At 66.7% G+C, this 21,673-nt stretch carries 29 protein-coding genes and 1 tRNA gene; 16 read left to right on the forward strand and 14 right to left on the reverse strand.

The window, feature by feature from the left end; all coding sequences use genetic code 11:
* Nucleotides 1-1,261 precede the first annotated feature (1,261 nt).
* Nucleotides 1,262-1,345 (reverse strand) — tRNA-Leu (locus KBY97_RS13420).
* Nucleotides 1,346-1,392: 47 nt separating this feature from the next.
* On the opposite strand from KBY97_RS13420, the gene ndhL reads away from it, so the two are divergent.
* The 4 genes from ndhL (at nucleotide 1,393) to KBY97_RS13440 (ending at nucleotide 3,607) form a co-directional block, all read left to right on the forward strand.
* On the forward strand, nucleotides 1,393-1,635 hold the full coding sequence (ndhL, locus tag KBY97_RS13425) for an NAD(P)H-quinone oxidoreductase subunit L (RefSeq protein ID WP_255140029.1): 243 nt from the start codon (nucleotides 1,393-1,395) through the stop codon (nucleotides 1,633-1,635).
* On the forward strand, nucleotides 1,632-1,967 hold the full coding sequence (locus KBY97_RS13430; protein WP_094510934.1) for a DUF3007 family protein: 336 nt from the start codon (nucleotides 1,632-1,634) through the stop codon (nucleotides 1,965-1,967). Before ndhL ends, KBY97_RS13430 begins: the two co-directional genes overlap by 4 nt.
* 126 nt (nucleotides 1,968-2,093) lie before the next feature.
* Complete coding sequence (gene trpA / locus KBY97_RS13435; RefSeq protein ID WP_255147668.1) at nucleotides 2,094-2,948, forward strand: tryptophan synthase subunit alpha; 855 nt, start codon at nucleotides 2,094-2,096, stop codon at nucleotides 2,946-2,948.
* Nucleotides 2,949-2,953: 5 nt separating this feature from the next.
* Complete coding sequence (locus KBY97_RS13440; protein ID WP_255147670.1) at nucleotides 2,954-3,607, forward strand: DUF938 domain-containing protein; 654 nt, start codon at nucleotides 2,954-2,956, stop codon at nucleotides 3,605-3,607.
* A gap of 38 nt (nucleotides 3,608-3,645) precedes the next feature.
* Here KBY97_RS13440 and KBY97_RS13445 read toward each other — a convergent pair whose 3' ends face one another.
* On the reverse strand, nucleotides 3,646-4,647 hold the full coding sequence (locus KBY97_RS13445) for an NAD(P)-dependent alcohol dehydrogenase (protein ID WP_255147672.1): 1,002 nt from the start codon (nucleotides 4,645-4,647) through the stop codon (nucleotides 3,646-3,648).
* A 133-nt stretch (nucleotides 4,648-4,780) separates the two neighbouring features.
* Between KBY97_RS13445 and feoB the strand changes: the two genes are divergently transcribed.
* Nucleotides 4,781-6,631 carry a ferrous iron transport protein B gene (gene feoB / locus KBY97_RS13450; RefSeq protein WP_255147673.1) on the forward strand — a complete coding sequence of 617 codons (1,851 nt, stop codon included), beginning with the start codon at nucleotides 4,781-4,783 and terminating at the stop codon, nucleotides 6,629-6,631.
* A gap of 39 nt (nucleotides 6,632-6,670) precedes the next feature.
* Here the strand turns inward: feoB and KBY97_RS13455 are convergent, their stop codons facing one another.
* Nucleotides 6,671-6,901: a FeoA family protein gene (locus KBY97_RS13455; protein ID WP_255147675.1), complete on the reverse strand. Its 231-nt coding sequence runs from the start codon at nucleotides 6,899-6,901 to the stop codon at nucleotides 6,671-6,673.
* A gap of 39 nt (nucleotides 6,902-6,940) precedes the next feature.
* Here KBY97_RS13455 and KBY97_RS13460 point away from each other — a divergent pair, with 39 nt between their 5' ends.
* Both KBY97_RS13460 and KBY97_RS13465 read left to right on the forward strand, forming a co-directional pair.
* Nucleotides 6,941-7,126 carry a DUF2256 domain-containing protein gene (locus KBY97_RS13460; protein WP_255147677.1) on the forward strand — a complete coding sequence of 62 codons (186 nt, stop codon included), beginning with the start codon at nucleotides 6,941-6,943 and terminating at the stop codon, nucleotides 7,124-7,126.
* Between the two features lie 8 nt (nucleotides 7,127-7,134).
* Nucleotides 7,135-7,404 (forward strand): YciI family protein, encoded by a 270-nt coding sequence (locus KBY97_RS13465; protein ID WP_255147680.1) that lies wholly within the window; start codon nucleotides 7,135-7,137, stop codon nucleotides 7,402-7,404.
* Nucleotides 7,405-7,487: 83 nt separating this feature from the next.
* Here KBY97_RS13465 and KBY97_RS13470 read toward each other — a convergent pair whose 3' ends face one another.
* Both KBY97_RS13470 and KBY97_RS13475 read right to left on the reverse strand, forming a co-directional pair.
* The gene (locus KBY97_RS13470; protein WP_255147682.1) at nucleotides 7,488-7,904 is read right to left on the reverse strand and encodes a c-type cytochrome; all 417 of its coding nucleotides are present in this window, start codon (nucleotides 7,902-7,904) and stop codon (nucleotides 7,488-7,490) included.
* Between the two features lie 26 nt (nucleotides 7,905-7,930).
* Nucleotides 7,931-8,299 carry an AbrB family transcriptional regulator gene (locus KBY97_RS13475; protein ID WP_255147754.1) on the reverse strand — a complete coding sequence of 123 codons (369 nt, stop codon included), beginning with the start codon at nucleotides 8,297-8,299 and terminating at the stop codon, nucleotides 7,931-7,933.
* Nucleotides 8,300-8,710: 411 nt separating this feature from the next.
* On the opposite strand from KBY97_RS13475, the gene KBY97_RS13480 reads away from it, so the two are divergent.
* Together KBY97_RS13480 and KBY97_RS13485 are read left to right on the forward strand one after the other, a co-directional pair.
* Nucleotides 8,711-9,211 (forward strand): GNAT family N-acetyltransferase, encoded by a 501-nt coding sequence (locus tag KBY97_RS13480; RefSeq protein WP_255147684.1) that lies wholly within the window; start codon nucleotides 8,711-8,713, stop codon nucleotides 9,209-9,211.
* A gap of 24 nt (nucleotides 9,212-9,235) precedes the next feature.
* Nucleotides 9,236-9,793 carry a Nif11 domain/cupin domain-containing protein gene (locus KBY97_RS13485; protein ID WP_255147687.1) on the forward strand — a complete coding sequence of 186 codons (558 nt, stop codon included), beginning with the start codon at nucleotides 9,236-9,238 and terminating at the stop codon, nucleotides 9,791-9,793.
* Here the strand turns inward: KBY97_RS13485 and KBY97_RS13490 are convergent.
* From KBY97_RS13490 to KBY97_RS13510, 5 genes are all read right to left on the reverse strand, one after another.
* Nucleotides 9,735-10,226, reverse strand: a complete 492-nt coding sequence (locus KBY97_RS13490) for a phosphate-starvation-inducible PsiE family protein (RefSeq protein ID WP_255147689.1) — start codon at nucleotides 10,224-10,226, stop codon at nucleotides 9,735-9,737. The two genes, KBY97_RS13485 and KBY97_RS13490, sit on opposite strands and share 59 nt — an antisense overlap.
* Entirely contained in the window at nucleotides 10,226-10,510 is a 285-nt protein-coding gene (locus KBY97_RS13495; RefSeq protein WP_255147691.1) for a hypothetical protein, read from the reverse strand. The genes KBY97_RS13490 and KBY97_RS13495 overlap by 1 nt, the downstream gene beginning before the upstream one ends.
* A 37-nt stretch (nucleotides 10,511-10,547) precedes the next feature.
* On the reverse strand, nucleotides 10,548-10,853 hold the full coding sequence (locus KBY97_RS13500; RefSeq protein ID WP_255147692.1) for a hypothetical protein: 306 nt from the start codon (nucleotides 10,851-10,853) through the stop codon (nucleotides 10,548-10,550).
* Nucleotides 10,853-11,278, reverse strand: a complete 426-nt coding sequence (locus KBY97_RS13505) for a DUF1232 domain-containing protein (protein WP_255147693.1) — start codon at nucleotides 11,276-11,278, stop codon at nucleotides 10,853-10,855. Before KBY97_RS13505 ends, KBY97_RS13500 begins: the two co-directional genes overlap by 1 nt.
* Nucleotides 11,279-11,372: 94 nt before the next feature.
* On the reverse strand, nucleotides 11,373-12,296 hold the full coding sequence (locus KBY97_RS13510) for an RNA polymerase sigma factor RpoD/SigA (protein WP_255147694.1): 924 nt from the start codon (nucleotides 12,294-12,296) through the stop codon (nucleotides 11,373-11,375).
* A 260-nt stretch (nucleotides 12,297-12,556) separates the two neighbouring features.
* Here KBY97_RS13510 and KBY97_RS13515 point away from each other — a divergent pair, with 260 nt between their 5' ends.
* Nucleotides 12,557-13,108, forward strand: a complete 552-nt coding sequence (locus tag KBY97_RS13515; RefSeq protein WP_255147695.1) for a DUF2214 family protein — start codon at nucleotides 12,557-12,559, stop codon at nucleotides 13,106-13,108.
* A gap of 47 nt (nucleotides 13,109-13,155) precedes the next feature.
* On the forward strand, nucleotides 13,156-13,878 hold the full coding sequence (locus KBY97_RS13520) for a peptidase (RefSeq protein WP_255147696.1): 723 nt from the start codon (nucleotides 13,156-13,158) through the stop codon (nucleotides 13,876-13,878).
* On the opposite strand, the gene hisIE is transcribed toward KBY97_RS13520, so the two are convergent.
* Nucleotides 13,869-14,636: a bifunctional phosphoribosyl-AMP cyclohydrolase/phosphoribosyl-ATP diphosphatase HisIE gene (hisIE, locus tag KBY97_RS13525; protein ID WP_255147698.1), complete on the reverse strand. Its 768-nt coding sequence runs from the start codon at nucleotides 14,634-14,636 to the stop codon at nucleotides 13,869-13,871. The genes KBY97_RS13520 and hisIE overlap by 10 nt on opposite strands.
* 89 nt (nucleotides 14,637-14,725) lie before the next feature.
* Between hisIE and KBY97_RS13530 the strand changes: the two genes are divergently transcribed.
* Genes KBY97_RS13530 through KBY97_RS13545 form a run of 4 tightly spaced genes read left to right on the forward strand, consistent with a single transcriptional unit; the run spans nucleotide 14,726 to nucleotide 18,226 of the window.
* Complete coding sequence (locus KBY97_RS13530; protein WP_255147699.1) at nucleotides 14,726-15,193, forward strand: 6-carboxytetrahydropterin synthase; 468 nt, start codon at nucleotides 14,726-14,728, stop codon at nucleotides 15,191-15,193.
* 56 nt (nucleotides 15,194-15,249) lie between these two features.
* The gene (locus KBY97_RS13535) at nucleotides 15,250-16,167 is read left to right on the forward strand and encodes a permease (protein ID WP_399217872.1); all 918 of its coding nucleotides are present in this window, start codon (nucleotides 15,250-15,252) and stop codon (nucleotides 16,165-16,167) included.
* Nucleotides 16,143-16,859 (forward strand): TIGR03943 family putative permease subunit, encoded by a 717-nt coding sequence (locus KBY97_RS13540; RefSeq protein WP_255147705.1) that lies wholly within the window; start codon nucleotides 16,143-16,145, stop codon nucleotides 16,857-16,859. The genes KBY97_RS13535 and KBY97_RS13540 overlap by 25 nt, the downstream gene beginning before the upstream one ends.
* Nucleotides 16,856-18,226, forward strand: coding sequence for a hypothetical protein (locus KBY97_RS13545; RefSeq protein ID WP_255147707.1), 1,371 nt, complete (start codon nucleotides 16,856-16,858; stop codon nucleotides 18,224-18,226). The genes KBY97_RS13540 and KBY97_RS13545 overlap by 4 nt, the downstream gene beginning before the upstream one ends.
* A 42-nt stretch (nucleotides 18,227-18,268) precedes the next feature.
* Here the strand turns inward: KBY97_RS13545 and KBY97_RS13550 are convergent, their stop codons facing one another.
* From KBY97_RS13550 to KBY97_RS13560, 3 genes are all read right to left on the reverse strand, one after another.
* The gene (locus tag KBY97_RS13550; RefSeq protein ID WP_255147708.1) at nucleotides 18,269-19,096 is read right to left on the reverse strand and encodes a metal ABC transporter permease; all 828 of its coding nucleotides are present in this window, start codon (nucleotides 19,094-19,096) and stop codon (nucleotides 18,269-18,271) included.
* On the reverse strand, nucleotides 19,093-19,860 hold the full coding sequence (locus KBY97_RS13555; protein WP_255147710.1) for a metal ABC transporter ATP-binding protein: 768 nt from the start codon (nucleotides 19,858-19,860) through the stop codon (nucleotides 19,093-19,095). The genes KBY97_RS13550 and KBY97_RS13555 overlap by 4 nt, the downstream gene beginning before the upstream one ends.
* 65 nt (nucleotides 19,861-19,925) lie before the next feature.
* A complete protein-coding gene (locus KBY97_RS13560) occupies nucleotides 19,926-20,900 on the reverse strand; it encodes a metal ABC transporter solute-binding protein, Zn/Mn family (protein WP_255147712.1) in 975 nt (324 codons plus the stop codon).
* A gap of 214 nt (nucleotides 20,901-21,114) precedes the next feature.
* On the opposite strand from KBY97_RS13560, the gene KBY97_RS13565 reads away from it, so the two are divergent.
* Nucleotides 21,115-21,558, forward strand: a complete 444-nt coding sequence (locus KBY97_RS13565; protein WP_255147713.1) for a Fur family transcriptional regulator — start codon at nucleotides 21,115-21,117, stop codon at nucleotides 21,556-21,558.
* The last annotated feature ends 115 nt before the right edge of the window (nucleotides 21,559-21,673 follow it).

A 21,673-nucleotide genomic window follows, 5' to 3' on the forward strand; every position in this document is an offset into this window, starting at 1 on the left:
GCTTTTTGGCTGTGGACTGCTCGTAGTCCCCGAATCCAAGCTGCTTTCCACCCATGAACCCAATCCTTACCTGCGATCACAAGGCCATTGTCCCGTGAATAGGCTGACTTTTCCAGAGTCTCCCTAGGAGTTTGCCAGACGCGGACGGGGAATGAGCTGATCATGCGGATGAGCCGTTTAAGAAAACCTTCAAAAGTCCTCGATTATTAGTATTGGTTTTGTATTCACCTTTAGTTTAAGGCAGGCGGCGCAAGCACCTTGTAGCCCCAGCTACATTTATCGGCGCGTCAGAATCGCTTTGCCTCGGGGCCACCGATCTGGTTGTTTCGCTCTTGGCAGCCCTTGCAGCGTTGGGTTGTGGCCTGATGGCGGGTCGTCAGCCTGCAGAGGTCGGAGGGTCGATTTGCCTGCATCATCTGCTATATCTACAATTATTGTTGTCAGCTGGCAACGGGGATATACTGGGCCACCACGCGTGAAAATGCTTCGCACGCGTAATCGCTGTTGAATCATGATGCATAGCTTCCTTTATATGAAAAAGCATGCCCTGGCTGCGATGGGGCACATTTCTTGCCGGGGTGGTAACTATGCTGTGGCAATAGTGGTGCTTGAGTCGGACATCTACTTGAAAAGATGGATTGCAATGCCTCCAAGGCCAAGGAGTTCTTGACTCAGCCCTTGTTGCTGCACAGCCAACTCACTCTCCGGGCAGAGCGGCAGAATGAGCCAACAGGCCGGCATATACGCCCTGGCTCATCAGCTTTCCCAGGGTTGGCTGAGCTTGAAGCAACTAGATGCTTCGATTGTTTTAGGTGCCTAAGACCACACTTTTAAGACCCACATGTTTGCGCTAGTTTCCCAATCCACCTCCGGCGTGTTCGCCTCACTGTTGATCCTGAACGGGATGATTCCTTGGCTTTGGCTCAACATTCTTGGTATCCCTAGGGACAGGAAATTGCAAAGTCCTATTACTTGCAGATGTCTTTTCATTGGCAATTGCAATCCTGAAGTCTGATCTCCGTGGTTAAAATCCTACCCAGCACTTGCCAACGCGTAGAAATCCGAATCACAGATCTCCAATGCGTTTCGGCTCTCATCCTTGAGGAAGGCCTTTCCTGGCCTGTTCCCCGCCCTCGCCCCCGAGCCACCAGCGACCAGCGCCGCTAGACGCTTGCAAAACGCTGTTTGATGCCCTTTCCGCACATTTCGATGCCTGGACCGGGAGGCCCTGCAAGAGCCCCCGCGGTACCCCTCTCACCCATGGGGGCAGGGGGACTTGAACCCCCACAGCCTTGCGGCCTGCGGATTTTAAGTCCGCTGCGTCTACCGATTCCGCCATGCCCCCGCGCACTGATCCTAGATTTGGCGCACCCCGCTCCCAGTTCCGTGCCGTTGCCCGGGTTTCTCAGCACGCTGCCGCTCGACACCCTGCTGGTGCTCGGTGCCTACCTGCTGCTTGGCGGCGCCTATCTGGTGGTGGTGCCGCTGGTGCTGTTCTTCTGGATGAACAAGCGCTGGATGGTGATGGGCAAGATCGAGCGCACGGCCGTCTACGGCCTGGTGTTCCTGTTCTTCCCGGGCATGATCGTGTTTTCGCCCTTCCTCAACTTCAGGCTTGCCGGCCAGGGCGAATGACGCGCGGCCAGGCACTGCTGCTGGGGCTTGGCGTGTTCGGCCTTGGTGGCCTCGGCTACTGGGGCTTCAAGGCGGCCGGCTTCGAGGGGTTTTCGGCCGGCATCGCCGCTGAGGCGGTCCTGATCCTGATCGTGCTCGGCTGGACGGGCAGCTACCTGCTGCGCGTTGTGACCGGCAAGATGACCTTCATGGAGCAGCGCCGCCAATACCGCGCCGGCTACGACGCCATCACTGCCGAGCAGCTTCAGAAGGAGTTCGACGCGCTCAGCCCGGCCGAGCAGGAGCGCCTGCTGCGTGAGATCGGCCAGCTCAAGGACGACGCCAGTCTTTGAGCCACGGCGGCTGAGGCGTCGAGTCCAGGAGACACCGCGGCTGAGGCCTGGGGTCAAGGGTTTGGTGGGCTGTCCTGCCAGCGACCCCATAGGCTCACGGCCAGAGCGTGCAGGATCCGGCTCCGAATGAGCGCCACCCCGTCCAGCAATGTCGCCGCCGGCGGCACCACGGCCATCCAGGCACGGTTCAGCAAGCTGCAGGCACAGGGCCGTTGCGCCTTGATGCCGTTCCTGATGGCCGGTGATCCGGATCTGGCCACCACCGCCGCCACCTTGCTCGCCCTGCAGGAGGCCGGCGCCGACCTGATCGAGCTGGGCATCCCCTACAGCGATCCGCTGGCCGATGGCCCAGTGATCCAGGCGGCCGCCAGCCGCGCCCTGGCCGCCGGCACCACGCCGGGCAAGGTGCTCGCCATGCTCACCGGCCTGCGCGGCCAGCTCACCACTCCTCTGGTGCTGTTCACCTACAGCAACCCGCTGCTCAACCGCGGCATGGACACTTTCTGCCGTGAGGCCGCCGCTGCCGGCGCCGCCGGCCTGGTGGTGCCCGATCTGCCGCTGGAGGAAGCGGAGAGGCTCTCGCCGATCGCTGCAGCCGTGGGCCTGGATCTGGTGCTGCTGGTGGCACCCACCACCCCATCTGAGCGGATGGCCCGCATCGCGGCCGCCAGCCGCGGCTTCACTTATCTGGTCAGCGTCACCGGCGTCACCGGCGTGCGGGTCGCAATGGAATCGCGGGTGGGCGGCCTGGTGCAACAGCTCAAGGCGATGGGCCCCACACCCGTGGCCGTGGGCTTCGGCATCTCCGGGCCGGAGCAGGCCCGCCAGGTGCGCGATTGGGGCGCCGACGGCGCGATCGTGGGCAGCGCGCTGGTGAAGGTGATGGCGGCGGCGGCCTCCTCCGAGGCGCCAGTAACGGCAGCGGTGGCGGCAGCGGCGGGCACCTACCTGGCTGGCCTGCGCCAGGCCCTCGACAGTTGAGCGCTATGCCCTTGTCCTCCCAGCCGCTCGATCTGCCCTTTTCTGAAGCCTGTGAGCGCAACAAGCAACCGCTGCTGGAGGCGCTGCGCGCGTGGCTGCCCCAGCCCCATGCCCGGCCGGCACAGGTGCTGGAGGTGGGCTCGGGCACCGGCCAGCACGGCCTGTATTTCAGCCAGCATCTGCCCGTGCGCTGGCAACTCAGCGACCGGTCCGAGCACCTGCCGGGGCTGCGGCGTCGCCAGGCGCACGCCAGCGCCACCAACGCTGCTGCCGCCGGCCAGCTGCTGCCGCCGCTGCAGCTGGATGTGACCCAACCCGACTGGCCAGCCGGTCCGTTTGATGCGGTGTTCAGCGCCAACACCGCCCACATCATGCCGGCGACAGCGGTGCCCTCCCTGTTCGCCGGCAGTGCCCGGGTGCTGGCTCCAGGTGGGCTGTTTCTGCTTTACGGCCCCTTCCACGACGGGGGTGTGCACACCAGCGCCAGCAATGCCGCCTTTGATGCCCACCTGCGCGCCATCGATCCCGCCATGGGGGTGCGCGACAGCCTGGAGCTGATCGCCATCGCCCGTGCGCAGGGGCTGGTGCCGGAAGCGGATCTTCCGCTGCCGGCCAATAACCGCCTGCTGGTGTTCCGCCGTTCTCCCGCCGGCGGCTGAGGCGCTGGCGTCCGGCTCAGGCCGTACCGGCGCAGGGCTCAGGCTGGTCCGTCGAGCACGAAGCGGTAGCGCACATCGCCGCTGCGCAGCCGGGCGATGGCGGTGTTGATCGCGTGCATCGGCAGGCTTTCCACCTGGGGTTGGATGCCGTGCCGCGCGCAGAACTCCATCATCTTCAGCAGGCTGGCGGGTGAGGAGGTGGGGCTGCCGGTGAACTGGCGCCGCCCGGCGATGAACGGGAACACACTCAGTGGGATGGGCTCCAGCGTCACACCGAGCTGGTGCAGCCGGCCCTTCGGCGCCAGGGCGTTCACCACCGCGTCCCACTCCAGCGCATGGTTGGTGGTGTTGATGATCAGGTCGTAGCGGTTCGGCGTGGCGGCCAGATCGCCCAGCAGCTGGATCTCATGGGCACCGAAGCCGCGCGCCTCCTCCGCCTTGGCGGGGCTGGTGGTGATGGCGGTCACCTGGCAGCCCCAGGCGCGGGCGAACTGCAGCGCCATGTGGCCCAACCCGCCGATGCCGATCACGCCCACGTGGGCGGTGGGGGAGACGGCCTCGTCGATCAGGGGCGCGAACACGGTGATGCCGCCGCAGAACAACGGTCCAGCCAGGGCTGGGTCGAGGCTGTCAGGGATGGGGATCAGCCAGTCCTGCTGGGCCTTCACATGGCTGGCGAAGCCGCCGCTGCGGCCCACCACACTCGCCTCCAAATCGGCGCAGAGGTTCTGATCACCGCCGAGGCACAGGGCGCAGTGGCTGCAGCTTCCAGCGATCCAGCCCAGGCCGGGCAGCTGGCCGATCAGCGCTTCCGGCACCCCGTCGCCGACCGCCACCACCCGGCCCACCGCCTCGTGGCCGGCCACCAGCGGATAGCTGCTGATCCCCCAGTGGTTGTCGAGCATCGACAGATCGCTGTGGCAGAGGCCGCAGTGCAGCACCTCCAGCAGCGCTTCGCCGGGGCCGGGGGGAAGCAACTCGGTGCTGCTGCGCTGCAGCGGAGCGCCGGCAGCTTCTGCCTGCCAGGTGGTGATCTGCATGGAGCGTGGCGTGCCGTTGCAGACCCCAGCATGGCAATCGCGGCCGGCGGTGGCCGCCAGCAGTGCTGGCTTGGAAGGGCCGCTGTCTGGCTCCCCATTGCTGGCAAATGTTGCCCCTGCCTAACCTGAAGCCATGCCTGCGATCACCCAGGGTTGCCATCCACCGGGCTCAGCGGCACCGCTGCCGGGCGGGGTGCGCCAGGTGGCCTTGATCGGCATGCCCAACACCGGCAAATCCACCCTCTACAACAAGCTCACCGGCGGCCGCGCCCATGTGGCCAACTGGCCGGGCCTCACCGTGGATCTGCTGCGCGGTGAATTGCCCGCCGATGCCTTCGGCAACGACTACCAACTGGTGGATCTGCCCGGCATTCACGACCTCAAGGGCAGCAGCGAAGACGAGGCGATCGTGCGCCGTTATCTGGCCACAGCTCCGCCGGATCTGATCGTGCTGGTGATCAACAGCAGCCGCGCCGCCACCCAGTTGCACCTCGCCCTGGAGCTGCGCGCCGCCGGTCTGCCATTCATCGTGGCGCTCAACATGAGCGACGAAGCCGCCCGCTTCGGCGTGGAGGTAAACGGGGTCCGCCTCAGTGAAGACCTGCAGGTGCCGGTGGTGCCGATCAGCGCCAGGAATGGTCGGGGGGTGCCGGAGCTCCTGTATCAGATTCACCGCTTGGAGACGATTGCCTTTCCGGCCCCTGCTGCCCTCGAGCCCGACGAACTCGACCAGCGCCTGCACGCGCTGTCGGCGGCCTGCGTGCAGGCACCGCACGGCCTGATCGACCGGCTCAGCCACCGGATCGACCGCTTTCTGCTGCATCCGGCGGTGGGAATACTTGCGTTCCTGGTCGTGATGCTGGCCATGTTCCAGGCGATCTACGCGATCGGCACACCGCTGCAGGAGCTGGTCGGCAGGGCCGCCGATGCACTGGAAACCCGGCTGCTGCTGCCGCTGCTGCAGGGCCTGCGCCTTTCGCCTTTCCTCCTGCAGCTGGCCACCGATGGGCTGTGGCTCGGGCTCACCACGGTGGTGAGCTTCATGCCGATCATCTTTCTCTTCTATCTGATGGTCTCCCTGATCGAAGACTCGGGCTATCTGGCCCGTTCCGCCTTCCTGATGGACGGCTTCATGCACTGGCTCGGCATGGATGGCCGCAGCTTCGTGCTGCAGATTATGGGCTTCGGCTGCAACGTGCCGGCGATCATGGGCACCCGGGTGATCCGCGACCGTCCCCGGCGGCTGCTGTCGATGCTGGTGATCCCGTTCTCGCTCTGTCAGGCGCGGCTGGCGGTGTTTGTGTTCATGGCCGGCGCCTTTTTTGTGCGCCCCTGGTGGGCGGCGGGGCTGGTGGTGTTCGGCTTCTACGTGATGAGCTTCGTGGCGGCGGTGCTCACGGCACTGCTGTTCAAGCACGTGTACCGGGGCCGCGAAGGCTTCGTGCTCGAGTTGCCCCCTTACCGCACCCCCAGCCTCAACACCATGCTGCAGCGCGCCTGGCAGCAGATGGTGAATTTCTTCTTCACCACCCGCCAGTTCATCGTGATCGGCGTGATCGCCGTGTGGCTGCTCAACAACCTGCCGCCGGGCGTGGATCCGCTCTCCGGCCTGTCGCTATCGGGAATGATCGGCCGCACTTTTCAGCCGTTGCTCGGGCCGATCGGCATGAACCCAGCCCTCACGGTGTCGCTGATCTTCGGCTTCGTGGCCAAGGAAATCCTGCTGGGGGCGATGGCGGTGATCTATGCCACCAGCCAGGCGGGCCTGGGCGCAGCGCTGGTGCAGGCGATCACGCCGCTGCAGGCCGTGAGCTTCATGATGTTCACCCTCCTCTACACCCCCTGCCTGTCCACGGTGGCGGTGCAGTGGCAGGAATCCCGCAGCCGTGTCTTCGTGCTGGTGTCCCTGGCCTGGTCGTTCACGCTGGCCTGGGTGATGGCCCTGCTCACTTATCAGGGCGGACTGCTGCTCGGCTTGGGCTGAGCTGAGCGGCTCCCGGAGCCTGGAGCTGGGGGAAGCGCATCACGCTGCCAGGGGCCGGATCGCCATCTCGGCGGCATCGCTGCGCCGCAGCATGAATTCCAGCTGCCCGCAACGCACATGCAGCAGGCCGCCGGGAAAGCCACGGCGCAGCACCAGCACTTCGGAGCCCGGCCGCAATCCCATCGCCCGCAGGCGGTCGTGGAGGGAGGGGAGCTGGGGCAGCGTGACCAGCACCACAACCTGGCCGATCGGCGCGGTTGCCAGCGTCATGGTGGTGGACTGGAAGCGTTGTTCACCGTAGGTGGTGTGATGGCAACACAGCAGCCTGCCAACCGGCCGCCGCGGCGTGGTGACCGCCCCACCAAGATCTGCCCGGTGTGCGGCAGGCCGTTCCAATGGCGCCGCCGCTGGAGCGCCGTGTGGGAGGAGGTGCGTTATTGCTCCGAGCGTTGCCGGCGGCGGCGGGGCGGCACAGTGGACCCTGCAACCCGCTGACCACGGCGATGGCGAAATTCGTGCTCTGGGGCACCTACTGCGAGGACGCCCTCACGCGGCGCACCCCCTTCCGGCAGGAACACCTCGACGGCCTTCACCGCCAGCACAAGGAGGGTGTGCTGCTCACAATCGGACCCACCGAAGGCAGCACCCATGTGTTCGCGTTGTATGAAGCTGACGCACTGGCACAGGTGAAGGCCCTGGTGGAGGGAGATGTGTATTTCCGCGAGGGAATCTGGAGTGAGGTCCAGGTGTACCCCTGGATCCAGGCGATTTGACAGCGCCGTAACAATCAAAGGTTGGGTGAGGGCGTTTGCCGCCTGAATGGGCGGCGGCATTCGCCGCCTGACACAGGGAGGGCTCAGCCCACGGGCGGGGCTGGTTTCCACTCGTTCAGGGCCTGCTCCCACACCCAGGCGGCCACCAGCTGGTCGCCGCCATCGCCGAGCACCTTCGCGTATCCGCTCATCTGGCCCTGGCCGGCGGCAGCGATCTTGGCGATGGCCGCAGGGCCATCGATGCCTTGGCGTTGCAGGGCGGCCAGCTTGAGGGTTTTGCCGCGCCGCAGGATGTTGCCGCCATTGAGGTGACAACCCACGCAGTGGTTCTCAAACAGCTGGGCACCGCTCACCTGCAGGGAGGGGATGGATTCACCCCAGGCGGGCTTGGGCCACCAGGCCAGCAGGACCAGGGCGAAAGCCACCAGGCAGGCCACCAGCCGGGGCCGCTGCTGCGCGGCTGGGCCGTAAAAAGTGTGGTGGACACTGGGAAGTGGCATGCGTGGCGGCAACAGCAACGGATGGATCAGTCGTCGGCCTCGCCATCTTCGCTACCGGCAGGAACCAGGCGAATCTGCTTGCGGCCCAGCTTGATTTCGAATTCGTCGCCGGGATGGAGATCCAGCATGGCGGTGTAGGCCTTGCCGATCAGCAGGTTGCCGTTGCCTTGAACGGTGGCGATGTAGCTCAGCTTGCGGCCACCTTTGCCCATTTTGCTGGTGGCACCGAGATCCACACCCTTGGCTTCAAGCAGCGCTTCATAGAAGGCCGTGAAATTGAGGCGGTCGGAGCCGTCCTTTTTGGTGGAAACGTAGCCACAAGAGCGGACAATTTCGGATTTCCCGACATCGCCCAGTTCCTTGACCTTGGACAGCAAATCTGCTCCTTTAAGCATGAGATCTTCTTGGTTGAACGTGCCTAACACTGTACAACTTACACGATCGATCGATGGTGTGTGATTCTCACAGCCGCGCGGCGGATCGCCTTGAGGGTCCGAACCTGCGCAATGTTCTGCGCACAGACGGCCCACGAAGAGGTTCCCGTGAGTGCGCCAAGCAAGGGGCAAGAGTGCGGGCGCTGCGCGGTGAGCGGCCCCGCATTGTTGGCCCTGACAGGCCTCTGCCGCACGGCAATCTACCGCTGATGGCGGCGCCAACATGGCAGCCTCGCCCTCTTCTCCCACCAAACACTGCGCACGAGTGAATAACTGGGAAGATACCGAAACCCCTGGCACAGACGAATGTACACTTCGTTCCCCCTTCCCTCACCTGCCAGTGGTTTTACCGAGGCAGAGACGTGCGGACCCGTGCTGATCCGTCGTCTCACGGATGAGGATCACGGTGCCGCAGCCGATGTGTATCGCGATGCCGTGCACTCCCAGGCTCCTGCTCTTTACAGCCCCCAGCAGGTGGCGGCTTGGGCCGGGCTGCCGCTCAGCCGCCCGGAGTTTCGGTTCACCCTGGCTCAGGGTTTCGGTCTGGTGAGCGAAGGGGAACCTTCCGGCAGCACAGCACGGCCGCCGATTGAAGCCTTCGCTGTGCTGGAGCCGCTCGATCGTGTGGCGTTGCTGTATTGCCGTGGCCGCTCCTGCCGCCAGGGCCGAGCCAGTGCCCTGTTGCAAGGCCTGGAAGCCCTGGCGCTCACCGCTGGGGTGGAGGCGCTGCGCACGGAGGCCAGCTTCATCTCCCGCCCCCTGTTCGAGCGGCAGGGCTGGCAGGTCATGGCAATCGAGGAGCTGGCGTTGGCGGGGGTGTCCTTCCGGCGCTTTCTGATGCAGAAACCCCTCACGGCGCCGCCGCCGGGATGATGGGGCGGGATCAGGGAATCCGCCATGGCCGAGAGTGATCTGCTGCAGTTTCGCGCCAAGGTGCGACAGCTGGTGGCCTTTCTCGTTCTCAGCGACGGCGACCCAGCTCTGGAGCAGGCCCTCAAGGCCTGCAACCACCACCACGACGTGGTGGCACTGGCGCGCCAGCACGGTTTTGAGATCGGTCGCCGCTGGGGCGAAAGTGCGCCGACAGCCGCAGAGCCAAACGGCAATCTGCTGGCAGCTGCAGCGGGTGCCGGCAACCTGCTGGGGAGCACCTGCCCGCCGGAGGGTGAGGAATGCCTCGATCTGCTGCTCGAAACCCCCGAGCTCCGGCTGGAGCGGATCCATTCCTGCGCCTGGTGCACCCCGCCCGGACAATGGCAAAGTCAGGATATGGAGGAATGGGTCCTGGTGCTGCGTGGCGGTGCCCGCCTCTCTTTCGCCGATGAACCCACCAGCCGCGAGCTGGTGACCGGCGACATGCTTCGCATCGCCCCCGGGCGCGCGCACCGCGTGGAGGCTACGGATCCTGCTCCGGGAACGCTCTGGCTTGCGCTGCATTGGCGTTCGGGTTTGTAACTTCGGCGCGACGCACAAGCCAATACCCCCCGGAGAGCGACAGCACGGCGATGCCGAGGCCCACCAGCAGCATGGGTTTGTCTTCCGAGCCCGGGGGCAGCACGATCACCTTCCGCGCCACCGCCGTGAGCGCCGTGATCAGCACCAGCTCGATCTGCACCACGTGATGGCGCAGATAGGCGGTGACGTTCTGCAGCACCTCCAGGGCGATCAACAGGGTGAGGAGATCACCGAGCAGGCGGATCAGGTCGTCTCCCAGCCAGCCGGTGTTTGGATTGATGAACTGCTGGGCCACCGCGCCGACGAACTGGACGGTGGCCGCCAGCAGCACGATGCAAAGAATCAGTGAGAGCACCTTGGCTAGCTGGCGCTCGAAGCGATCAATCAGGGTGAGGAAGGCCTCGTCGCCCACCTTTCCGCGTCTCCAGGGCATCAGTTAGAGAACGGGCTGACCTGGGGCTTGGCGCGGGTGTCGCCGGGAGGGTTCTCGATCTTGGTGTCACAGGTGACCGAGCCATCGGGCGCCGTGACGCAATTGGTGGGAACAATCCGGGTGGCGGGGCCCACGTTGCTGCCTGGGCCGAGCAGGTAACCCTCGCGCTGGGCGGAGGCAGGGCCTGCACCAAGGCTGGCGGAGCTCAGCGCTGCGCTGCTGGCGATCAGCAGCAGGGTGCGGAAGTGGCCATGGCTGGCAGTTGGCGGGCTGAGGGACAACATCAAGGGCAGGCGATTGCTCCCACTTTGCCTGCGGGGATCAGTTATGGGCGTCTTGCAGGATTTCCTGCAGCAACAGATCCAGCTGCCCATCGAGTTGCTCGTCCGGGCGCCCATCAACCTGCTCGCTCAGCCACTGCTCTTCGATGGCGCAGAGCTGGGCGGCGAGCTGGGCCAGTCCCTCCTCGTGCTCAAGCCGTTGCAGCTCTTCCAGCAGCACCGGCATGCGAATGGAGCCCGCACGCAAGGCCCTGCGCAGATCCGACTGGGTGCGGCCGTGGTGGCGGAGCCATTCCTTAAGGAAGGTCTGCAGATCCTCCAGTTGTGGGGAGGTGAAGGTGGCCATCAACGGGTGGGCGGGAACCAGCGATCCAGTTTGCGCCGTGCCCGCAACTTGATGTCGGGGGTGAGGTGGCTGCCGGTGAGCCCCAACAGGGCCGTGAGCGCCACCAGATCATCACTGAAACCGGCCACCGGCACGAAATCGGGGATCAGATCGAGGGGCAGCAGCAGATAGGTGAGCGCCGCCAGCATGGTGAGCCGCACCTGGGGCGGGGTTTTCCCATCGAGCAACAATTCCAGGCATTCCAGAGCTGGCAAGGCGATCGCCCGGCCGGCGCGGCGCAACAGGCGCTGCAGCGCCCCCTCATCCACCACGCTGCTTTCGAGCACCTGGGCCTCGACGGTGCGGTCGGCATCGCCGGAGCCATCGGAATTGAAGCCGGAGGAATCAAAACCAGCGGCGCCTGGGGCGGCCTCTCCTGACGTCATCGCTCACTCCAAGCCATTGCTACCGACCATCATCGCGGCTGTTTCTGCCGATCTCCAGGGCGGACTTCTGGCTGGAGAGGGCGGTGATCACGGCCTAGGCCACCCCGACCAGGCCTGCTTGGGTGCCGGCTTTGCGCATCTTGCGAAGGGCGCGTTGCACCACCTGGCGGCAATATTCGCGGCTGCAGCCCAGTTGGCGCGCCACTTCGGCGAGGGTGCGCCATTCGTGTTCCGCGTCCAGGCCGAACCGCAGGATCACCACCGTGCGCTCCCGTTCGGTCAGCTGGGCCACCTCAAGCAGGCTCCAGGCGGTTGCCGCCCGCTCCTCCTGTTCCGCCCGCTCCATCGGCGGCACTTCGTTGCTCGGCAGCACATCCACCAGCTCGGAGGGATCCGCCTTCGATTTCACGATGCCCTGCAGGCTGACGGTGACGCTGCGCAGCTCGCAACCCAGCAGGTCTTCCACATCGACCATAGGGATATTCATGCAGGCGGCCAGCTCCCGTGGCGTGGGGCTGAGGCCATTGAGCTGTAACAGCTGGGCCTTGGCGGCCCGCAGACGCGTGAGTTTCTCGTTCACATTCACCGGAATGCGGATCATGCGGCTCTGGGTGGAAAGCGCCCGGTTGAGGCCTTGGCGGATCCACCAGTAGGCGTAGGTGCTGAAGCGGTGGCCGCGGGTGGGGTCGTACTTCTCCACGGCCCGTGCCAGGCCGATCGTGCCCTCCTGAATCAGATCCAGGAGCTCAAGGCCCTTGCCCTGGTAGCGCTTGGCCAGATTCACCACCAGGCGCAGGTTGGCGATGATCATCTGTTCCTTGGCGCGCATCCCATAACGAACCGTGCGTGTTTCGATCAGCGTGAGATGGACAGGTTCTCCGATGCGTTGGCTTGCGCCGCAACGCTCTTCGATCGCCACCATCGCCTGCACCTTTCGACCCAACATGAGTTCTTGTGCCGGGCTGAGCAGCTGATGTCTGCCGATCTCGCCAAGGAAGGCACTGAGTGAGCTAGCCATGTCTTCCTGTTAACTGCTTCGACCCTACGTTGCTTTTCAATTGAAAAGAGGAGCTACAGAAAGACTTCCAATTCCTCAGCGTTCAAGGCCAACATTGCAGCTCTCCCATGCTGCTATCGCCACAACAAGACGCTTCTAAATGATGTCGAACTGCAGCGCAATGCAGCAGATCTGCGGCACCATGAGTTGAAGGCGCCTCCGCTTGCCCTGTCCTTGCGGGCGATCAGCCGCGTCAGGCCGCTACCGTCCCCCCAGCCTTGATGCCGCCCACCGTGTTTGCCCTCGCTCCGCACCTCACGACGCATGTCACGCCGCTGTTCAGCCCCGTGGGCGCCTTCGTGTTTCCCACCGGCGTGCTGCCCAGTGCCGGGGTGGCCTACCTGCACTACATCAGTGTGATGCTGTGCTTTGGAGCCCTGGTGCTGGAGCGCCGCTTGATCCGTCCCAGCCCCAGCAAGGAGGTGGCAACCACCCTGGTGATCACCGACATCGTGTATGGCATCGCGGCGCTCACCCTGTTGCTCAGCGGCATCCTTCGGGTGCTGCACTACGGCCAGGGCGCTGAGTTCTACACCGAAAACCCCGTGTTCTGGTGGAAGGTGGGGCTCTACCTCGCTGTGGGCGGCCTTTCGCTCTACCCCACCATCACCTACATCCTCTGGGCCCTGCCCCTGCGCAAGGGAGAGCTGCCCGAGGTGAGCGAAGCGCTGGCCAGCCGCCTGCGCTGGATCCTCAACATCGAGCTGGTGGGGTTTGCTCTGATTCCACTGCTGGCCACCTTGATGGCCCGCGGCGTGGGCCTGGCGGCCTGAGCTGAGCACCACCTGTGAAGCCCCGGACTCCTCAGCTCCGACGCGTGGTGCTTCGGGCCGTTGCCGCCTGGCTGCTCTGCTCAGGGGCACCTGCCGATCGCGTTGCCGCCGCTCCCACCAGCGACTGCCCGCCCACGCAAGCCACGCGGCCATGGCAGCCCAGTGCATCCACACCCGCCCAGCGATCGGATCATCCCGCGGGCTACAGCCACCTGCTGACGCCCTCACCCGCCGGCTGGGCGCGGCTGCAGAGCTGGTGTGTGTGGGTGGAGCCCACCATGGCTGCTGCCACCGCTGATCCAGTGGAAGCACGTTGGCAGCAGGCGGTGCTGGCGGCGCTGGCCAGCTGGGGGGAGGAGCTGGTGATCGTGCCGGTGACGGACCCGGCCCGGGCGCAGGTGCTGGTGCGGCGTCAGCGGCCGCCGCTGCGGGAGCTGGGCGGCCGCCTGCGTGCCAGCCACGGCCGCGCCTCGCTGCAGGTACTGGAGGTGCAACGGGCCGGCAGCTGGCGGCTTGAGCCACGGGTGGAGGTGCTGATCAGCCCCGGGCAGCGCCAGCTGGCCATTCAGGCCACCGCCTTGCACGAGCTGGGCCATGCCTTCGGCCTCTGGGGCCACAGCGACGATCCCGCCGACGCCCTGGCGGCCGTGCCCGGCAGCCAACCGGTGATCGCGCTCACGGCCCGTGACCGGGCCACCCTGCGCTGGTTGCAGGCCCAGCCCAGCCGTTTCGGCCAGCCGCTGCCGGCACCCGCCGCCGCTCAGCTGTGACGCCGCGGCGCCCCCCGGCGTTCGGCCAGCACCTCCAGCACCCGGCGCCAGTCCACCCCGTGATGGGCCAACGCCACCTGGATGTGAAAGATCAGGTCGGCGGCCTCGCCGGCGATGCCAGCGGCATCGTCGTCCTTGCAGGCCATCACAAATTCAGCGCTTTCCTCGCCGATCTTCTTGAGGATGCGGTTATCGCCTCCATCCAGCAACTTGTTGGTGTAGCTGCCGGCTTCCGGTTGCTCGCGCCGCGCCACGATCACCCGCGCCAGCTCGGTGCAGGCATCGGCCGGCGGCGGCAGCGCCGTGCCCTGAGCGGTGGCAGGGGCTTGGAGCTCACCGTCGGCGAAGAAGCAGCTGCGCGCCCCGGTGTGGCACGACACCCCGCCTTTCTGCTCGATGGTGAGCAGCAGCACGTCGGCGTCGCAGTCGTAGCGGAGGCCGCGCAATTTCTGGAAATGGCCGCTGGTGGCGCCTTTGTGCCACAGCTCCTGGCGGGAACGGCTCCAGTAGTGCACCTCGCCGCTGGCCAGGCTGCGCGCGATCGATTCCTGGTTCATCCAGGCCACCATCAGCACCGCCCCATCGAGCCAGTCCTGGGCCACGGCCGGAATCAATCCAGCAGCATCAAAACGCAACTGCTCGATCCAGCCCGGCTCCACCAGCGGCGCCTCTGTCTGCGCAGCGGCAGCAGGCCGGCCGGTGGGCGCAGCGTCAGCAGGCCCGCCGGTCGGCACAGCGGCGGCATCGCGTTCCTCCATGGTGGTGTCCGCGCTAGACCTCGCGGCGGGGCGAATGGATCCCCCAAGACTGACACCCCCCCAGCGGCGGCACTCCCCTCCCCCTTGCCATGACCGCGGCCCACACCTGCTCCAAACGGTTCAGCGGCTACCCCTGCTGCCATCGCCAGTGGCGCCACCCCGGCCACTGCCGTTTCGTGCACGGCTACAGCCGCAGCTTCACGGTGTCGTTCCGGGCCACCCAGCTCGATGCCAACGGCTTCGTGGTGGATTTCTCCAGTCTGCAACCGCTTGAGGCCAGGCTGGCCGCTCAGTTTGATCACACCTTTCTGGTAAACGCCGACGACCCTTTGTTATCCCAATGGCAGGCGCTGCACAGCCAGGGTGCCCTCGACCTGCGCGTGATGGACAACGTGGGCATGGAAAGCAGCGCGGCCCTGGTGTGGGACTGGGCGAACGAGCTGCTGCTGGCGCGGGACGGCGGCCGCGCCTGTTGCTGGAAGGTGGAAGCGCGCGAAAACGAGAAGAATGCCGCCTGCTACGAGGCGGTGCCCACCTGGTTCCAGCCACTCCTGTGAGCCCTGAACGTCTGGCCACGGCCTGGGCCCTGTTTCAGGCCCTGCTGATCGAGGCGATGCCGTTTCTGTTGATCGGCGTGACCATCTCCACCCTGGCCCGCTGGCTCAGCCCCGGAGGGAAGTGGGTGCGGCGCCTGCCCTCCCATCCGGTGCTGGGGCCGCTCACCGGTGCGGCGCTCGGCTTCGCGCTGCCCGCCTGTGAATGCGGCAATGTGCCGGTGGCGCGTCAGCTGCTCGCCACCGGGGCGCCACTGGCCACCGCCCTCGGCTTCCTGTTCGCAGCGCCGGTGCTCAACCCGATCGTGGTGGCCAGCACCTGGGCTGCCTTCCCCAACCAGCCCTGGCTGCTCGTGGCGAGGCCGGTGGGGGCAGTGTTGATCGCACTCGTGCTCGCCACCCTGCTGGCCCGTCTGCCGGAGACGGAGCTGCTGCAGCCGGCGCTGCTGGAGGAACGGCGGCTGGTGCTGCCGCTCAGCCGCGTCAGCCTGCTGGAACGCCGGAGTGGGGTGATCGGCGCCGATCCACTGGCGGCCCAGGCCCTGGCCGCCGCCCCCCGCCGCACCCCCCGCCCGCCGCTGGCGGAAATCCTGGGTCACGGCAGCCGGGAGTTCATTGAGCTGGCGTCCCTGCTGGTATTCGGCTGTGTGATCGCCGCCCTGGTGCAGACCTTGGTACCAAGGCCCTGGTTGCTGGCGGTGGGAGGGGCACCCACGCTCTCGATCCTGGCCCTGATGTTGCTCAGCCTGGTGGTGTCGGTGTGCTCCAGCGTGGATGCCTTCCTGGCCCTGGGTTTCGCGGCCCAGGTCACGCCGGGCGCCCTGCTGGCCTTCCTGTTGCTCGGGCCCGTGATCGACATCAAGCTGGTGGGATTGTTCGGCGTGTTGCTGCGTCCGCGCGCCATCCTGATCACGGGCGTCAGCGCCGTGCTGGTGGTGCTCGTGATCGGTCAATGGGTGAACCTGTGGCGGCTGTGACACTCCCCAGGCGCCTGCGCGGCGGCCGCTGGTTACGGCCCCTCGGCCTGGGTCTATGGGGCGCCGTGTTGCTCCAGAGCGGCATCAGCGGCCGCCTGGATCTGCTGCTGCGCGCCGTGTTCCACCCGTTGGTGTGGATCAGCGGCGTGGTGCTGGTGGTGGTGGCCGTGCTGGAGCTGGTGGCAGGGGGTGGCGCCGCCCCCACGCCGCGGCAACGCAGGGTGCTGCTGGTGGGCGTGGTGGTGGCGATCGCCGTGCTGCTTGTGCCACCGCGGCCCTCATTTGCGGATCTTGCCGCCAACCGTGGCCGGGAACTGCTTGATGAACCGGGGCTGAATTTCGTGGTGCCGCCAGGCCAGCGCAGCCTCACTGAATGGGTGCGCCTGTTGCGCAGCCAGCCCGACCCGAAGCTGCATGCCGGTGATCCGGTGCGCATCAGCGGCTTCGTGCTGCACGTGCCCGGCGATCGCCCCCAGCTGGCCCGCCTGCTGGTGCGCTGCTGCCTGGTGGATGCCACACCGGTGGGGCTGCCGGTGCTGTGGCTGCCAGGGCGGCCGCTGCCGCAGGCGGATCAGTGGCTGGAGCTGCGCGGTGTGATGGACACCGAACGCTTCGATGGCCAGACCCGCAGCGTGATCCGCGCCCAATCGGTGCGCGTGATTCCCCGGCCGGCGCGGCCGCTCGAACCATGAGGCCCCTGCGGCTGGCCCTGCTGTTTGGGGTGTTGCTGGCCGTTGCCCAGCAACAGGTGCTGCTGCGCCGCCCGCCCCGCTTGCTGACGCTGGAGCAGGCGGCGGCCAGCTCTGGTCCGGCGGCCCTGAACCTGCGCTTCAGTCGGCCGATGGATCCCGCCAGCGTGGCGGCAGGCACCCGCCTGGAGCCGCGGCTGCGTTTCGATCTGCAGGGCGGTGGCAACCCGCTGCTGTTGCTGCCTGGCCAGGGGCAGCGGCTGGTCACACCGCTGCGGCTGCAGCTGGAGGGCGATGACCGGCGCGGCCTGCCGATGGAACCAGCCCTCTGGCAGTGGGATCCGCGCGCCCATCTGCTGGCCGTGGTGCCGGTGGGCAGCGGCGAGCAGGTGCAGGTGCAGCAAGGCAATGGTGCCTGGACGGCGCTTTCGCCGGTATGGAGCTCGATTTCAGAAATCGAGCCCTTGGGCGATGGCTCCGGTGTGGGGGTGGTGAGCCGGGATGACCAGGGGCGGCACCAGGTATGGCGCCTCAACTTGCAGGAACGCAACCTGGAGCGGGTGGCCGCCATCAACACGCCACTGCGGCCCGATCTGGGCCGGGTGCAGCAGAAGGGCATCGATCGCTTCGTCAGCGAACCGCTCCAGTACGCCCAGCTGAGCACCAACCGGCAGGGCGATCTGCTGGTGCAATCCACGCCGCTGACCCAAGGGCCTGAAAGGCTGGTGCAATGGTTCCGCAGCGGCGGCCGACGGCGCCATGACATTGAGGCCAGCGGCCCGGTGGCGATGCTGCCCGGTGGCGGTGAACTGATCGTGCCGGAGCGGGAGGGGTTGTCGCTGCGCACCCTGCCACCGCGGGAACCGCGGCGTCAGGTCCTGCCCGGCAGCCGCGACCTCAGCAGCTTCTGCCCGGTGGCGGGGCGGGCCTTGCTGGTGCGGCACTGGCCCGATTTCCGGCGTTCGCTCGAACTGGTGGAGCCGGGGCAGGCCCCGCGGCCGCTCTGGATCGGCACCGCCGGGCTGGTGGCCAGCGCCTGTTCCCGCGGCGGCGAACGGGTGTGGGCGCTGCTGATCGAGGGCATCGCTGAGCCGCGGCTGATCCTGCTGGCCCTCGATCGCAACGGCGCGGTGCTGCAACGCCGCGAGCTCACCGGCTGGGAGCTGGAGCCGGGCACAGGCCTCCACTACGACCCCACCGGCGAACGGCTGCTGCTCACCCTGCGCCGCCAGGAGCTCGACAACACCCGCATTGGCGGCGGCCCGCCCCGGCGCCGCGAGGCCCAGCCCGCCCTGATCGATCCGTTCACTCTCGAGCTCACGCTGATCGACAAACCGGTACGCCAGGCCCAGTGGCTCCCGGCCGGCTGAGGCGCACCCCACTCGCTGCTCGCTGCTCGCTGCTCGCCCCGCTCAGGCCAGCCGTTGCCGCGGGGCGAGGGCCAAAGCCAGCAGGAAGCCCACCAGCTGCATCAACACCACGCACGGACCGGACGGCAGGTTGAAGCTGCCGGAGAGCAGCAGGCCGAGCACGGCGCAGATCGCGCCAAGGCCTGCAGCCAGCGCCACGTAGCCATTGAACTGAACACTCACCAGCCGGGAGGCACAGGCGGGGATCACCACGAAGGCGCTGATCAGCAGCACCCCCACCGCCTTGATCGAAATCGCCACCACCACCGCCAGCAACACAATGAACAGCAGCCGGTGCAGCGGCACCGCCACCCCACGCGAGAGCGCCAGCGGTTCATCGAGCGTGAGCAGGATCTGGTCGCGGCGGGTGAGGCCCAGATAGCCCACGGCGGTGAACAGCAGCACCACGATCAGCCCCAGGTCGAGCCAGGAGATGCCGAGGATGTCACCGAAGAGCAGCTGCTGGATGCCGCCCTTGTAGCTGCGCACGAAGCTGAGCGCCACCACGGCACTCGCCAGCGACGACGAATACACGATGTTCAACAGCGCGTCGGTGGGCAGCTGGCTGCGCTCCACCAGGCGGCTCACCACCAGGGCGAACAGCACCGCGAAGGGGATCAACACCAGGGTGGGGTTGAGGCCCAGCAGGATGCCGAGGGTGATGCCGAGCAGGGCCGAGTGGCCGAGCGCGTCACTGAAGAAGGAGAGCTGCCGCAGCACCGCGAAACTGCCCAGCAGGCCACCGAGGGCACCGGTGAGGAGACCGCCGAGCAGGGCACGCTGCATGAAGGGCAGAGACAGCAACTCGCCGAGGGCCACGCCGTCGTTCATCGGTGGTGATGGTGGTAAGGGACGTAACCCCGGCCGTAGACCCGTTCCAGCTGGGCGGGGCTGAGGGCGTGATCGGGGGGGCCTGAGCAGCGCAGGCTGCGGTTCAGGCACAGCACGCCATCGCAGGTGCGCCGCACCATCTCCAGGTCGTGCGACACCTGCAGGATCGTCCAGCCCTCGCTGCGGCGCAGGTCGAACAGCAGGCCGTAGAACTGCTCCGCCGCCTGGCTGTCGAGGCCGGCCTGGGCCTCATCGAGCACCAGCAGGCGCCGGGGCCGCACCACGCAGAAGGCCAGCAGCACGCGTTTGGTCTGGCCGCCGGAGAGCTCGCTGATCAGCCGGTCGGCCAGATCGCTGCAGCCGGTTTTGACCAGGGCCTGGCGCACCGCCTGCCGCCGCCGCTCACTGCCACGCCAGGGCAGTTGCAGCCCAGGCGGATCCCAGCCGAGGCCCACGAAGTCGGCCACAGTGAGGGGGCAGCGGTTGCGCACGGTGAACGACTGGGGCAGGTAGGCCAGCTGGGCGCGCACCGAACCGGGCAGCTGGCCTTTGGGGCCCAGGGGCCGGCCCAGCACACGAACCTGGCCGCTGTGGTGCGGAAGGATGCCAAGGATGGCCTGCACCAAGGTGCTCTTGCCGGCCCCGTTGGGGCCCACAAGGGCTGTGTCGGATTCAGCCGCCAGGTCAAAGCTGACGCTCTCCACCACACGGACACCCTCGCGCCGCACCGTGAGGTCGCTGACTTCGAGAACCATTTCCGCCATGGCTGCAGCCTACCGAGTGTGCGGCTGAAGCACCGCTGGGGGGCGCCCAGTTGGACAGAGCCTGCTCACTTGCCGAAGGCACTCACCAGGTCCGCCACATTGCGCCGCATCTGGGCGGAGTAGTAGCCGGGCTTGGCAGCCTCGGCCGGGCCCGTTTCGAGCGGATCGAACACGCTTACCCGCACCCCAAGATCGCCGGCGAGGGCGTTGAAGGAGCGGCTGCCTTCCTGCGGCTCAGAGAGCAGGGCCTGGAGATCGGATTGCTTCACCAGTTCGGCCACCCGCTTCAGGTCGGCCGGGGTGGGGTTCTGCTCGGGAGCCTCCACCACGAAGGCGGTCTTGAGCTTGTAGCGCTCGGCGAAGTAGGGGGCGAAGTCGTGGAAGGCCACGAACGTTTTGCCGGCAAAGGGCTTGAGCTGGGTGGTGAGCTCGGCATCAAGGGCGCGCAGCTCGGCGCTGAAGCTGGCGGCGTTGGAGGTGAACTGCTCCTGGCAGGCAGGTTTGGCGGCGATCAAGCCATCCCGGATCGTTTCCACCTGCTGAACGGCCCGCAGGGGGTCGAGCCAGATGTGGGGATTGATCGGGCCATGGTCATGGCCATGGTCATGGCCGTGGTCATGGCCGTGGTCGTGGTCGTGGTCGTGGCCACCGCCCGCCTTCTCTGCGGCATTGGCGAGGGTGGCCACGCCGCTGCTGGTGTCAATCACGCGCAGGGCGCTGTTGTCAGCGCTGGCGATCAGCTTGTCGAGAAACGACTCCAGACCAAGGCCGTTCTTCACCAGCACATCGGCCTTCTGCAGCTTCACCAGATCCGAGGGGGTGGCCTGGAAATCATGAGGCCCCACGTTGGTGGGAATCAGCGCCTGCACCGTGGCGCAGTCGCCAGCCACCGCTTTGGTGAATGCGGTGATCGGCAAAAAGGTGGTGACCACCTGCAGGTCGGGGCCGGTGTCGGCCACAGGATCCTGGGCGGTTTGGCCGCAGGCGACCAGCAGGGCGGCAGAGGCCAGCACCGCCGCACGGCGCAGAAAGGGACGCATGGCAGGGAAGAAGGGCGGGGACCCGGGCACCGGAACGGTCAAAGGGTCGAAATGAGAATGATACTCATTAGGACGTCGACGCTGGGTCCCAAATGTCACTGGCCCAATACACAGCGCCACGGGGTGCTGGGCACAGGGGCACAACGCACCGGCGCGCGCTGCGCCTGTTCACCCCGCTCCATAGGATCAGCAGTGATGTGCTGTCGTCCTGGCCATGGCTTCGAAGGCAGCCGTTCCTCTTTCCCAGACCGAGAGCCCGCTGAAGCAGAGCCCGCTCAACGCAAAACAGAGCCATCTGCTCGATCAGCTGCACGCCGCCGGCCACGAACTTTCCGGCCAGGACCTGCACGCCCGGCTGCGCGGCACGCCCCACGGCATGGGTCTGGCCACGGTGTACCGGCATCTGCGTCAGCTGCAGCAGCGTGGGTTGGTGCGTTGCCGCCATCTGCCCAGCGGCGAAGCGCTCTACGCCCCCACCGAACGCGACGAGCACCATCTCACCTGCGTGGATTGCGGCCGTACCCTGCCACTGCGGGTCTGCCCCATGCACGACGTACAGCTGCAACCCCAGCAACTCGACGGCTTTCAGCTGCTGTTCCACACCCTGGAGTTCTTCGGCATCTGCCCCAGCTGCCAGGACCGCCAAGAGGCTCCCTGACGGCCATTCAGGTCGCCGCCGCGCATGGTGTCGCCGCTGGCGCCAAAAGGGGGTCAGCCCCTGCAGCAGCCTGCACAATCAGATTTCCCTGCCCCAGAGGCTCCATCACGGGCCA

Origin of the sequence: Synechococcus sp. ATX 2A4 (assembly GCF_024346375.1) — a bacterium.
GTDB lineage: Bacteria > Cyanobacteriota > Cyanobacteriia > PCC-6307 > Cyanobiaceae > MW101C3.